The 12215-nt window shown below is 69.6% G+C and carries 13 protein-coding genes; all 13 read left to right on the top strand.

The window, feature by feature from the left end:
* The first annotated feature begins 21 nt into the window (after positions 1-21).
* The 13 genes from E2F49_RS02465 (at position 22) to E2F49_RS02405 (ending at position 12182) form a co-directional block, all read left to right on the top strand.
* Positions 22-807 carry an SDR family NAD(P)-dependent oxidoreductase gene (locus tag E2F49_RS02465; protein WP_133392467.1) on the top strand — a complete coding sequence of 262 codons (786 nt, stop codon included), beginning with the start codon at positions 22-24 and terminating at the stop codon, positions 805-807.
* Between the two features lie 37 nt (positions 808-844).
* Positions 845-1654, top strand: coding sequence for a DNA-formamidopyrimidine glycosylase family protein (locus E2F49_RS02460; RefSeq protein ID WP_133392466.1), 810 nt, complete (start codon positions 845-847; stop codon positions 1652-1654).
* A 149-nt stretch (positions 1655-1803) separates the two neighbouring features.
* The gene (locus E2F49_RS02455; protein ID WP_133392465.1) at positions 1804-3231 is read left to right on the top strand and encodes an aldehyde dehydrogenase; all 1428 of its coding nucleotides are present in this window, start codon (positions 1804-1806) and stop codon (positions 3229-3231) included.
* A gap of 7 nt (positions 3232-3238) precedes the next feature.
* The gene (gene can / locus E2F49_RS02450) at positions 3239-3913 is read left to right on the top strand and encodes a carbonate dehydratase (RefSeq protein ID WP_133392464.1); all 675 of its coding nucleotides are present in this window, start codon (positions 3239-3241) and stop codon (positions 3911-3913) included.
* Positions 3906-4331: a RidA family protein gene (locus E2F49_RS02445; RefSeq protein WP_133392463.1), complete on the top strand. Its 426-nt coding sequence runs from the start codon at positions 3906-3908 to the stop codon at positions 4329-4331. The genes can and E2F49_RS02445 overlap by 8 nt, the downstream gene beginning before the upstream one ends.
* Before the next feature lie 4 nt (positions 4332-4335).
* Positions 4336-4884, top strand: coding sequence for a 3-hydroxyanthranilate 3,4-dioxygenase (locus tag E2F49_RS02440; protein WP_133392462.1), 549 nt, complete (start codon positions 4336-4338; stop codon positions 4882-4884).
* 32 nt (positions 4885-4916) lie between these two features.
* Positions 4917-5537 carry a hypothetical protein gene (locus E2F49_RS02435; RefSeq protein WP_133392461.1) on the top strand — a complete coding sequence of 207 codons (621 nt, stop codon included), beginning with the start codon at positions 4917-4919 and terminating at the stop codon, positions 5535-5537.
* A gap of 56 nt (positions 5538-5593) precedes the next feature.
* Complete coding sequence (locus tag E2F49_RS02430; protein ID WP_133392460.1) at positions 5594-6604, top strand: amidohydrolase family protein; 1011 nt, start codon at positions 5594-5596, stop codon at positions 6602-6604.
* A 43-nt stretch (positions 6605-6647) separates the two neighbouring features.
* The gene (kynU, locus tag E2F49_RS02425; RefSeq protein WP_133392459.1) at positions 6648-7925 is read left to right on the top strand and encodes a kynureninase; all 1278 of its coding nucleotides are present in this window, start codon (positions 6648-6650) and stop codon (positions 7923-7925) included.
* Entirely contained in the window at positions 7922-9301 is a 1380-nt protein-coding gene (locus E2F49_RS02420; RefSeq protein WP_133392458.1) for an FAD-dependent oxidoreductase, read from the top strand. Before kynU ends, E2F49_RS02420 begins: the two co-directional genes overlap by 4 nt.
* Before the next feature lie 106 nt (positions 9302-9407).
* Entirely contained in the window at positions 9408-10880 is a 1473-nt protein-coding gene (gene sbcB, locus E2F49_RS02415; RefSeq protein ID WP_133392457.1) for an exodeoxyribonuclease I, read from the top strand.
* Positions 10877-11563 (top strand): DUF2461 domain-containing protein, encoded by a 687-nt coding sequence (locus E2F49_RS02410; RefSeq protein ID WP_133392456.1) that lies wholly within the window; start codon positions 10877-10879, stop codon positions 11561-11563. The genes sbcB and E2F49_RS02410 overlap by 4 nt, the downstream gene beginning before the upstream one ends.
* 85 nt (positions 11564-11648) lie before the next feature.
* The gene (locus E2F49_RS02405; protein ID WP_133392455.1) at positions 11649-12182 is read left to right on the top strand and encodes a DUF2939 domain-containing protein; all 534 of its coding nucleotides are present in this window, start codon (positions 11649-11651) and stop codon (positions 12180-12182) included.
* Positions 12183-12215: the final 33 nt, after the last annotated feature.

Raw genomic sequence — 12215 nt, 5'->3', positions numbered from 1 at the left:
CATCCCGCACAGGAATTTCCGATGGATCTCGATCTCACCGGCCGCCACGCCCTCGTCGGCGGCGCCTCCGAAGGCATCGGCCGCGCGACCGCGCTGGAGCTGGCGGGGCTCGGCGCCAGCGTGACCGTGCTCGCGCGTCGGCGCGAGGCCCTGCAGGCCGTGGTCGACGGCCTGCCGGTCGCGCCGGGCCAGCGCCACCACGTGCTGGTGGTCGACATGGACGACAGCGCCGCACTGCAGGCCGCGGTCACCGCGCACGTCGCCGCGCATCCGGCGCAGATCCTGGTCAACAACACCGGTGGGCCGGCCGGAGGCAGCGCGCACGAAGCGCCGCTCGATGCCTTCGAAGCCGCGTTCCGGCGGCACTTGCTGGGCGGACAGGTGCTGGTACAGGCCGTGCTGCCGGCGATGCGCGCGGCGCATTGGGGTCGCATCGTCAACGTGGTCTCGACCTCGGTGCGCGAGCCGATCGCGGGCCTGGGCGTGTCCAACACCGTGCGCGGGGCCGTCGCAAGCTGGGCCAAGACCCTGTCGCGCGAACTCGCGCCCGCGGGCATCACCGTCAACAACGTGCTGCCCGGCTACACCCGCACCGGGCGCATCGACCAGGTCGTCGCCGACCGGATGCGGCGCAGCGGCGAGGACGAACACGCCGTACTCGCCGCGATGCGCGCGAGCGTGCCGGCCGGCCGCTTCGCCGAACCGGCCGAGACCGCCGGCGTGATCGCCTTCCTGTGCGCGCCGGCGGCCGCTTATGTGACCGGCGTGAGCCTGCCGGTCGACGGCGGACGGATGGCCTCGATCTAGTCACGGCTTCGCGACATCGCCGCTGCTTCGATGCGGCATGCCCGAAGGTCCCGAGACCCACGCACTCGCCGATCGCCTGTCGATGCTGCTGGTCGACGAGACGCTGGTGCACGTGCGCTTCGTCGATCCGAAACTGCAGCGACAGCGCAAGGTGATCGAAGGCAGGCGCGTGCTGGCGGTCGAGGCGCGCGGCAAGGCACTGCTGATCGCCGTCGACGGCGGCTGGACGGTCTACGCGCACAGTCACCTGTTCGGCTTCTGGCGCTTCGTCGATGAATTGGACGCGCTGCCGGAAGGCGCGCCGCCGCGTCTCGTGCTCGGCACGGTGCGTGGCATCGCGGCGCTCTACGCTGCGCCGTCGATCTCGCTGTGGCGCACCGATGCGCTGGACGGCCAACCGTATCTGTCGAAGCTGGGTCCCGACGTCCTCGATCCCGACGTCGACGCCAGGGCGCTCATCGCCCACATGGGAACGCCGCGTTTCGGCAAGCGCACGCTGGCGGTGCTGCTGCTGGACCAGGCGTTCGCAGCCGGCATGGGCAACTACCTGCGCTCGGAAGTGCTGTTCCAGGCCCGTCTGTCGCCGCACCGGATCCTGCAGGACCTGACCGCCGGCGAGCGCCGCCGGCTGGCGAACGCGTTGCTGGACGTGCCGCGCCGCGCGTACCGCAGCAAGCACGACGACGCCCTGCCGCCGGGCAAGGACTATCTGGCGAAGACGAAAGCGCAGTTCGACTTCGAGGTCTTCGAACGCGCAGGCGCGCCCTGCCCCCGCGGCAACGGCACGATCGTCGAGGACCGGCTGGCGGGACGCCGTCTCTACTGGTGTCACGGCTGCCAGCACTGAAAGCCACCGCGTTTCATGGGAGCGCGCTTGCGCGCGATTCCGGGATGCCATCCGCTGCAGCACCATCGGAATCGCGCGCAAGCGCGCTCCCACGGGGTCAACTCGTTGCCGTGCCCCGGGCGCACCCGCACCTCCGGTAAGCTGCGTCCATGCAACGGCTGACGCACTGGATCGACGGCGCCGCGCGGGCACCCGGCCGGGACCACTGGCTGCCGGTGCACGACCCTGCGACCGGCCGGACCTATGCCGAAGTCGCCGCGGGCGACGCCGCCGACATCGACGCCGCGATCGCGGCTGCCGCGCGCGCCGCGCCGGCCTGGGCCGCGTTGCCCAACAGCGCGCGCGCCGCCTGGCTGGAAACACTCGCCGTGGCGCTCGAAGCGCGCATCGATGACTTCGCCCACGCCGAGTCACGCGATGGCGGCAAGCCTTTCGCCCTTGCGCGCGATGCGGAGATTCCGCGCGCGGTCGCCAACCTGCGCTTTTTCGCGCACGCGGCCACGCAGTTCGCCAGCGAGTCGCACCACGGCGAGGCTGGTCTGCACTACACGCTGCGCGCGCCGTTGGGCGTGGTCGCCGCGATCTCGCCGTGGAATCTGCCGCTGTACCTGTTCACCTGGAAGATCGCGCCGGCGCTCGCAGCCGGCAACACCGTGGTCGCCAAGCCCTCGGAAATCACCCCGGCGACGGCGACGTTGCTCGCGGCGCTGTCGGGCGAGATCGGTCTGCCGCCGGGCGTGCTCAACGTCGTGCACGGCGCCGGCGCCGACGTGGGCGATGCGCTGGTCGACGATCCGCGTGTGCGTGCGGTGTCGTTCACCGGCAGCACCGCGGTGGGTCGGCGCATCGGCGCGCGCACCGGCGCGCAGCTCAAGAAGGCCTCGCTGGAACTCGGCGGCAAGAACGCCACGCTGGTCTTCGCCGACAGCGACTGGGAAGACCAGCTCGGCACCCTCGTGCGGTCGGCCTTCCAGAACAGCGGACAGATCTGCCTGTGCGGCTCGCGGATCCTCGTCGAACGGCGCATCTACGAGACCTTCCGCGAGCGCTTCGTCAGCGAGGCGGTCGCGCTGCGCGTCGGGGACCCGATGGATCCCGATGCGCGCATGGGGCCGCTGGTCTCGCAGGCGCAATTCGACAAGGTGCTCGGCGCCATCGAACGCGCGCGCGCAGAAGGCGGCCGCGTGCTCTGCGGCGGTCACGCGCTGGACCGGCCCGGCTGGTTCGTCGCGCCCACGGTCATCGACGGCCTCGGGCCGGACTGTGCGACCAACCGCGAGGAGATTTTCGGCCCCGTGGTCACGCTGCAGCCCTTCGACGACGACGCACAGGCGCTCGCGCTGGCGAATGCCGGCGACTACGGGTTGTCGGCCGCCATCTGGACACGCGACCTCGCCCGCGCACACCGCGTCGCCGCGGCGCTGCACGTGGGCATGGTCTGGATCAACACCTGGCTGATGCGCGACCTGCGCACGCCCTTCGGCGGCACCGGCGCGTCCGGTCTCGGCCGCGAGGGCGGCGTGGACGCGATGCGCTTCTTCACCGAAGCGAAGAACGTCGGCCTGTCTCTGGGATAATCGCGCCATGGGCGAACTCGACAACCTCCTCAAGAACAACCGCGACTGGGCCGAACGCGTGATCCGCGACGACCCGGACTTCTTCCACCGCCTCGAGAACCAGCAGACGCCGAAGTACCTGTGGATCGGCTGCTCGGACTCGCGCGTGCCGGCCAACCAGATCCTCGGGCTCGACCCGGGCGAGGTGTTCGTGCACCGCAACGTCGCCAACGTGCTCTCGCACGGCGACCTCAATGCGTTGTCGGTGATCCAGTTCGCCGTCGACGTGCTCAAGGTCGAGCACATCCTGCTGGTCGGCCACTACGGCTGCGGCGGCGTGCATGCGGCGATGACCGGCGCGCGCGTCGGGCTGGTCGACAACTGGCTGCGCCACGTCGCCGACGTCAACCACAAGCATGCGGACCTGCTGGCCTCGGTCGACGACGTCAAGCTGCGCCACGCGCGCCTGTGCGAACTCAACGCGATCGAACAGGCCCTCAACATCTGCCAGACCACCGTCGTGCGCGATGCCTGGGCGCGTGGCCAGCCGCTCGCGGTACACGGCTGGGTCTACGCGCTCGGCGACGGCCGCGTGCGCGAGCTGGGCATGGATGTCGCGTCGCATGCCGACATTGGCCCGTCCTATCAGGCCGCCGTGGCCGACATCGCCCGCGTCGCCGCGCAGGGCCGGCGCGATGACTGACGCCATCCGGGCCGACGCTGCGCCGCGGCCGGTTGGCCGTTATCCGCACGCACGTCGCGCCGGAGGCCTGCTGTTCCTGTCGGGCATCGGCCCGCGCGATCCGGCCAGCGACTCGGTGCCGGACAATGTGCTGGGCGCCGACGGTCGTGTGATCGCCCACGACATCGCCGCGCAGACGCACGCCGTCTTCGCCAACGTGCGCGCCGTGCTCGAAGCCGCCGGCTCCCGTTGGGAGGACCTGGTCGACGTGACCGTCTACCTCACCGACATGGCCGGCGACTTCGCCGGCTACAACGCGGTCTGGGCAGAGTACTTCCCGGATCCGGCGACCGCGCCCTGCCGCACGACGCTGGGCATCGATGCGCTGCCGACGCCGATCGCGATCGAACTCAAATGCGTCGCCGCACCCAAGGAGTGAGCCGATGATTCCCGGGCCCCTGGATTTCAGCAAGTGGATCGACGAGCACCGGCACCTGCTCAAGCCGCCGGTCGGCAACAAGTGCATCTACGACGGCGACTTCATCGTCATGGTTGTCGGCGGGCCGAATGCGCGCACCGACTACCACTGGGAGGAAGGCCCGGAGTGGTTCTACCAGCTCGAAGGCGAGATGGTGCTGCGCATCCAGGAAGACGGCCGCCCGCGCGACATCCCGATCAAGGCCGGCGAGACCTTCCTGTTGCCGCCGAAGATGCCGCATTCGCCACAGCGCGGGCCCGATTCGATCGGCCTGGTCATCGAACGCAAGCGTTTGCCGCACGAGCAGGACGGCCTGCTGTGGTTCTGCGAGCGCTGCAACCACAAGCTGTTCGAGCAGTACTTCCACCTGCACGACATCGAGCAGGATTTCCCGCCGGTATTCGACCGCTTCTACGGTTCCACCGAGCACCGCACCTGCGACGCCTGCGGCCATCTGAACCCGCGTCCCGCGCGCTACGATCCCGACCCGGACACGCTCGCCGACATCACCTGAGCTTCCGATTTTCCAAGGACTGGAGACCTTACATGCGCCACTGGATTCCGATGCTGTTGCTGGCCTGCGTTCTGGCTGTCCCTGCGGCGGCGAACGCGCAGCAGCCCGACAACGCAGAGCTGTCCTCGCTGTACGACGCCGACCAGCAGGCGCGCGCCGATCGCGCGAACATCGACTGGAACCGTGTCGCGCGAGAGGACGCCGAGCGACGCGCGCGTGTGCTGGCGCTGATGCGCGAGGGCGCGGTCCGCAGCGCGGAAGACCACTTCCGGGCGGCGATGGTGTTCCAGCACGGCAGCACGCTCGCGGATTACCGCATCGCGCACGCGCTGGCGACGTTGGCGTCGGCGCTGGATCCCGAGCGGGTGAACTATCGCTGGCTCATCGCCGCGTCCTGGGACCGGATGACCGCGCAGCTGCAGCCGCAGTGGTACGGCACCCAGTTCCACGGCAGCGACACCGGCATGTTCCTGTACCCGGTCGCCGAAGATGCGGTCGACGATGCCGAGCGCGCCCGCATGGGCACGCCGTCCCTGGCCGAAGCGCGCGCCAACCTCGTCACGATGGCAGCGTCGACCGGCCAGACGGTCCGACCCGATCCGCCGACCATCGAAGCGCTGCGCCGCGAGCGCGCCGCCGCCAAGGCCCCCTGAACCTGCTGTGCGCCTGCGGCGTGATCGCCGCGGGCCGGTCGTCTACGATGATGGCCATGCTGAAGATCGACATCCACGCCCACTACCTGCCGCGCGATTGGCCGGATCTGGCGTCGAAGTACGGCGAGGCGCGGTTCCCGGTGATCCACCACACCGACGACGGCCGCCACCGCATCTACAAGGACGGCCGTTTCTTCCGCGAGATCTGGTCCAAGACCTGGGACGCGCGCGAGCGCATCGACGACTACGCGCGTTTCGGCGTGCAGGTGCAGGTCATCAGCACGGTGCCTGTGATGTTCAGCTACTGGGCGAAGCCGGCCCATGCGCTGGAACTGCACCACGCGCTCAACGACCACATGGCCGCGACCGTCGCCGCGCATCCACGCCACTACGCCGGCATCGGCACGGTGCCGCTGCAGTCGCCGCGCCTGGCGATCCAGGAGCTCGAGCGCTGCGTCGACCAGCTCGGCCTGCAGGGCGTCCAGATCGGCAGCCACATCGGCGACTGGAATCTCGACGCGCCCGAGCTGTTCCCGTTCTTCGAGGCGGCGGCCGATCTGGGCGCGGCGATCCTCGTGCATCCCTGGGACATGATGGGCAGCGAATCGATGCCCAAGTACTGGCTGCCGTGGCTGGTGGGCATGCCGGCCGAGCAGTCGCGCGCGGCCTGCTGCCTGATATTCGGCGGCGTGCTGCAGCGCCTGCCGAAACTGAAGATCTGCATGGCGCACGGCGGCGGCAGCTTTCCGTACACGATCGGCCGCATCGAGCACGGCTTCAACATGCGGCCCGATCTCGTCGCGACCGACAACCCGCACAATCCGCGCGGCTATCTCAAGCAGCTGTATTTCGATTCCTGGGTGGCCGATCCGCGGGCATTGCAGTACCTGCTCGATACCTGCGGCGCCGACCGGGTGATGCTCGGCACCGACTATCCCTTCCCGCTCGGCGAACAGGTGCCCGGCGCCGGCATCGAAGAAATCGCGCTCGACGATGCCGACCGCGCGCGTCTCTACCACGGCACCGCCCTCGAATGGCTCGGCCTGTCGCCGACGCGGTTCGCCTGACCTTCCCACGTCCGCGCCCGCGCGGACCCGACGACACTTCGAAATGACCGACACGCACACGCTGTACTCCGACGCCTACGCCGCGCACGCCGACGCCGCCGATCCACTGCAGCGTTTCCGCGCGCAGTTCCACATGCCGCGCTTCGGCGACGTCGAGCAGGCCTACTTCGTCGGCAACTCGCTGGGCCTGCAGCCGCGCGGCGCGCGCGCGCAGGTCGAGGACGTGCTCGACAAGTGGGCGATGGAGGCCGTCGAAGGCCATTTCCGCGGCAACTCGCAGTGGATGACCTATCACGGCCTGGTCGGTGCGCAGCTGGCGGAGATCGTCGGCGCGCAGCCTGAAGAAGTCGTCGCGATGAATTCGCTGACCGCCAACCTGCACTTCCTGATGGTCGGCTTCTATCGTCCGACCGCCGAACGTCCGGCGATCCTGACGGAAGCCGGTGCGTTTCCGTCCGACCGTTATGCACTCGAATCGCAGGTGCGCTTCCACGGCTTCGACCCGTCGACCGATCTGATCGAAGTGCAGCCCGGTGCCGACGGGCTGTTCGGCATGGACGCGATCGCCGCGGCGATCGAAACACACGGCCACCGCGTCGCGCTGGTGCTGTGGCCGGGCGTGCAGTACCGCACCGGCGAAGCCTTCGATCTGGCGGAGATCACGCGGCTTGGCCACGCGGCCGGCGCGATCGTCGGTTTCGATCTGGCGCACGCGGCCGGCAACCTGCCGCTGCGGCTGCACGACAGCAACGCCGACTTCGCCGTGTGGTGTCACTACAAGTACCTCAACAGCGGCCCGGGCGCGGTGGCCGGTGCCTTCTTGCATGCGCGCCACGCGACGACCGATCGCCCGCGTTTCGCCGGCTGGTGGGGCCACGACGCGGCGACGCGCTTCCGCATGGGTCCTGACTTCCAGCCCACGCCCGGCGCCGAAGGCTGGCAGCTCAGCAATCCGCCGATCCTGGGCCTGGCGCCGCTGCGTGCATCGCTGGACCTGTTCACCGAGGCCGGCATGCCCGCGCTGCGCACGAAGTCGGAAGCCCTGACCGGCTATCTGGAAACGCTGATCCGCAGCCAGTTGGACGACGTGCTCGACATCGCGACGCCCCGCGACGTCGCACGTCGCGGCGCGCAGTTGTCCCTGCGCGTGCGCGGGGGCCGCGCGCAGGGCCGCGCCCTGTTCGAATACCTGTCCGACAACGGCGTGCTCGGCGACTGGCGCGAACCCGACGTGATCCGCATCTCGCCCGCGCCGCTCTACAACACCCACGCCGACGTGCTGCGTTTCGTGCGCACCGTCGCCCGCTGGCGCGACGCGTGACCGCACCTGCCCGCCATCTGACGATCATCGGCGCGGGCCTGGCCGGCGCCCTGCTCGGCATCCTGCTGCGGCGTCGCGGCTGGGACGTGGATCTGTACGAAAAGCGCGGCGATCCGCGCGTGCAAGGCTATGGCGGCGGCCGTTCGATCAATCTCGCCCTGGCCGAGCGCGGCCGGCATGCCCTGCGCGCGGCTGACGCCGACGACGCGGTGATGCACCATGCAATCATGATGCGCGGCCGCATGGTGCACGTCGGCGATGCCGAACCGGTACTGCAGCGCTACGGCCGCGACGACAGCGAGGTCATCTGGTCGGTCCACCGCGGTGATCTCAACATCGTGCTGCTGGACCTGGCGGAGGCCGCCGGTGCGCGGCTGCATTTCGACGCCGGCCTGGACGCGGTCAACTTCGACTCGAAGCGCGCCGTGTTCCGCGATCCGCGCGACGGCAGCACGCACGAGGTGCGGTTCGACGCACTGGTGGGCGCCGACGGCGCGGGCTCGGCGTTGCGCGGCGCGATGCACCGCGTGCGCGACCTCGGCGAACGCAGCGATTTCCTCGACCACGGGTACAAGGAACTCGAGATTCCGCCCACCGCCGATGGCGGTTTCCGGATCGAGCCCAATGCCCTGCACATCTGGCCGCGCGGGCACTACATGTGCATCGCGCTGCCCAACGACGAGAAAACCTTCACCGTCACCCTGTTCCTGCCGCATCACGCCGGCGCGGACGGTGGCCCGGCCTTCGACCAGCTGGTCGATGTCGACGCGGCACGCGCGTTCTTCGCGCGCGATTTCCCGTCCGCGCTCGCGCTGATTCCGGAATTCGATCGCGACTGGGCGGCCAATCCGGTCGGCCAGCTGGCCACGCTGTATCTCGACCGCTGGCACCTCGACGGACGCGCGGTGCTGCTGGGCGATGCCGCGCACGCGATGGTGCCCTTCCACGGCCAGGGCATGAACTGCGCCTTCGAGGACTGCGTGGCGCTGGCACGCCAGCTCGATGCGCACGACGATCTCACCACGGCGTTCGCCGCGTTCGAGGCCGAGCGCAAGCCCGATGCCGCGGCAATCCAGCGCATGGCGCTGGACAACTACCTGGAGATGCGCGACCGCGTCGACGATGCCGACTACCTGCTGCAGCGCGCACTCGAACTCGCCCTGCAGGCGCGTCACCCCGGTCGCTTCGTGCCGCACTACGCGATGGTCACCTTCATGCGCATCCCCTATTCGCTGGCGATGACGCGTACCGACATCCAGCGCGGCATCCTCGAACGCGCGACCGCAGGCCATGCCACGCTCGACACGCTCGACTGGCCTGCGATCGATGCCGAGGTGCATGCGCTGCTGACCCCGCTGGAGGATGTGCCGGGGTGAGCGAGAGCTTCCTGTTCCACGATCGCGCCTCGACCAGTTTGCCGCGCCCGACCGGAATGACGCCGTCGCAACGGCTTGCCGCAACGACGCGCCGACGGCACCGCTTATGAACGACAGTTTTCTTTTCTACGACCTTGAGACCTTCGGCGCCGATCCGCGCCGCACGCGCATCGCCCAGTTCGCCGCGATCCGCACCAACGCCGATCTCGAGCAGATCGACGAGCCGATCGACTTCTTCGTGCGGCCAGCCGACGACCTGCTGCCTTCGCCCGTCGCGACCCTGATCACCGGCATCACCCCGCAGCACGCGCTGGCGGCCGGGATGACCGAGGCGGACGCGTTCGCGCGCATCGCCGAGGAAATGGGGCGGCCGAAGACCTGCACGCTGGGCTACAACTCGCTGCGCTTCGACGACGAGTTCGTGCGCTTCGGGCTGTACCGCAATTTCCACGATCCCTACGAGCGCGAGTGGCGCAGCGGCAATTCGCGCTGGGATCTGCTCGACGTCATGCGGCTGTGGCACGCGCTGCGTCCCGAGGGACTGGTCTGGCCGACGCGCGAGGACGGCGCGACCTCGTTCAAGCTCGAGCATCTGGCCGCGGCCAACGACGTGCGCACGGGCGATGCCCACGAAGCGCTGTCGGACGTGCGCGCGCTGATCGGCCTGGCACGCCTGTTCAAGGCTGCACAGCCGCGCCTGTGGGAGTACGCGGCGAAGCTGCGCGACAAGCGCCATGCCGCCACCATGCTCGACACCATCGCGATGACGCCGGTGCTCCACGTCTCGCAGCGTTACCCGGCTGCGCGCCTGTGCGCGGCGCCGGTATTGCCGATCGCACGCAATCCGCGCATCGACAGCCGGGTGATCGTGTTCGATCTCGACGGCGATCCGGACTGGCTGCTCGACCTCGACGCCGGCACGATCGCCTCGCGCGTGTTCGTCCGCCGCGAGGACCTGCCCGAAGGCGTCGCACGGATTCCGCTCAAGGAGGTCCACAGCAACCGCTGTCCGGCGCTGGTGGCCTGGAGCCATCTGCGACCGGCCGATTTCGAGCGCCTGGCCATCGATCCGGACGACATCGAGCGGCGCGCCGCCCGCCTGCGCAGCGCCGGGCCCGCCTTGGCCGAGAAGATCCGCCAGGTCTTCGCCGTCGAGCGCAAGTTCGCACCGTCCGATCCCGATGGCGCGCTGTACGACGGGTTTGCCAGCGATGGCGACAAGCGGCGCATGGCCCAGGTCCGGGCGACGCCGCCGGACCTCCTGGGCGCACGCGATTTCGGCTTCGAGGACCCGCGGCTCGACGCGCTGCTGCTGCGCTACCGCGCGCGCAACTGGCCCGGGACGCTCGCCGTCGAGGAGCAGCTGCGCTGGGACGATTACCGGCGCACGCGCCTGTCGCCGGGCACGACCTGCTCGGAAGAGGATTTCGCGTCCTACTTCACGCAGATCGAGGCGCTGCGCGCGGAAGATCCGTCCGACGCACGCCGCCTGCCGCTGCTCGATGCCCTCGGCGATTGGGGGCGTGACCTGCATGCGCGTCTGCACCCTGCCCACACGTTGCCGATCTCCCCTGCATGACCACGTACTTCACCGACAAGAGCTTCAAGTTCCTGAGCGCACTCGCGCGGCACAACGTGAAGCCCTGGTTCGAGGCGCACCGGGAGGACTACGAGGCGCACGTCCGCCAGCCCTTCCTGCGGCTGATCGGCGATCTGCAGCCGGATGTCGCCGCCGTCAGCCCGCATTTCCGCGCCGATACCCGCACCGTCGGCGGCTCGCTGTTCCGCATCCATCGCGATGCGCGTTTCTCGAACGACAAGTCGCCCTACAAGACCTGGCAGGGCGCGCGCCTGTTCCACGCGCGCCGGCGCGAAACGGCGGCGCCGTCGTTCTACGTGCACCTGCAACCGGGCGGCAGCTTCGTCGGCGCCGGCCTGTGGCATCCCGAATCGGACACGCAGCGCAAGGTGCGGCAGTTCATCGTCGACAACCCCGGCAGCTGGAAGGCCGCCGCGCACGGCGCGAAGCTGCGCAAGCGCTTCGAGTTCGAGACCAGCGAAATGCTGGTGCGCCCACCACGCGGCTTCGATCCCCAGTTCGAGTTCATCGACGACCTCAAGCACCGCAACTGGGTGTTCTGGCGCACGCTCGACGACGACACGATGACCGGCCCGAAGCTGCGCCAGACCATCGCCGCCGACCTCGTCGCGCTGGGACCGTTCGTCGACTATCTGTGCGCGGCGCTGGATCTGGAGTTCTGACCGGCCTGCGGTACGCGCCGCATCGTTCAGCGGCCACTGACGTGAGACGCCCGACAATCGGGACGCCTCCCCCGCTGCGATCCCGATGAAGCGACTCGGCTGGTTGTCCCTCGCGGTCTGCGTGCTGCTGCTCGGCTACGTCGCCGCCGGCCCGTTCCTGACCATCAATGCGATCCGCGACGCGGTGCGCACTGAAGATTCGCGTGCCCTGTCACGGCAGATCGACTTCCCTGCCCTGCGCCAGAGCCTGCGCCTGCAGCTGGAGGACGCGATCGTGCGCGAAGCCGGGGCCGATATGCAGTCGAGTCTGCTCGGTGCGATCGGCCTGCGCTTGGCCGGCAGTGCGGCCGGCGTCGGGGTCGATGCGATGGTCAGCCCGGTCGGCCTGAGCGCGCTGATGCGCGGGCAGCGGCTGTGGAGTCTTTCGGGAGGCGCCTCGCCGATGCAGACCGGCCCCGATCCCGCGCGTGCCGATCCGCTCGAAGACGCCCATTACCGCTACCACTCGCCCTCGCGCTTCACCGCCACCGTACGCGACGACCGCGACCGGCCGATCGAATTCGTGCTGACGCGGCAGGGGCTGCAGTGGAAGCTGTCCGACATTCGCCTGCCCATCTGACGGCACTCGCAGAGCAAAGCCCTCCCCCGCGTG

It is taken from the genome of Luteimonas terrae (assembly GCF_004358165.1).
Lineage (GTDB): Bacteria > Pseudomonadota > Gammaproteobacteria > Xanthomonadales > Xanthomonadaceae > Luteimonas > Luteimonas terrae.
Note: the sequence above shows the minus strand (reverse complement) of the source record. Positions and strands in the feature narration are given on the sequence as shown.

Excerpts from the sequence above, each read along its gene's own strand:
- E2F49_RS02465 (WP_133392467.1), top strand. The coding sequence starts at position 22 with ATGGATCTCGATCTCACCGGCCGCCACGCCCTCGTCGGCGGCGCCTCC.
- E2F49_RS02460 (WP_133392466.1), top strand. The coding sequence starts at position 845 with ATGCCCGAAGGTCCCGAGACCCACGCACTCGCCGATCGCCTGTCGATG.
- E2F49_RS02455 (WP_133392465.1), top strand. The coding sequence starts at position 1,804 with ATGCAACGGCTGACGCACTGGATCGACGGCGCCGCGCGGGCACCCGGC.
- can (WP_133392464.1), top strand. The coding sequence starts at position 3,239 with ATGGGCGAACTCGACAACCTCCTCAAGAACAACCGCGACTGGGCCGAA.
- E2F49_RS02445 (WP_133392463.1), top strand. The coding sequence starts at position 3,906 with ATGACTGACGCCATCCGGGCCGACGCTGCGCCGCGGCCGGTTGGCCGT.
- E2F49_RS02440 (WP_133392462.1), top strand. The coding sequence starts at position 4,336 with ATGATTCCCGGGCCCCTGGATTTCAGCAAGTGGATCGACGAGCACCGG.
- E2F49_RS02435 (WP_133392461.1), top strand. The coding sequence starts at position 4,917 with ATGCGCCACTGGATTCCGATGCTGTTGCTGGCCTGCGTTCTGGCTGTC.
- E2F49_RS02430 (WP_133392460.1), top strand. The coding sequence starts at position 5,594 with ATGCTGAAGATCGACATCCACGCCCACTACCTGCCGCGCGATTGGCCG.
- kynU (WP_133392459.1), top strand. The coding sequence starts at position 6,648 with ATGACCGACACGCACACGCTGTACTCCGACGCCTACGCCGCGCACGCC.
- sbcB (WP_133392457.1), top strand. The coding sequence starts at position 9,408 with ATGAACGACAGTTTTCTTTTCTACGACCTTGAGACCTTCGGCGCCGAT.
- E2F49_RS02410 (WP_133392456.1), top strand. The coding sequence starts at position 10,877 with ATGACCACGTACTTCACCGACAAGAGCTTCAAGTTCCTGAGCGCACTC.
- E2F49_RS02405 (WP_133392455.1), top strand. The coding sequence starts at position 11,649 with ATGAAGCGACTCGGCTGGTTGTCCCTCGCGGTCTGCGTGCTGCTGCTC.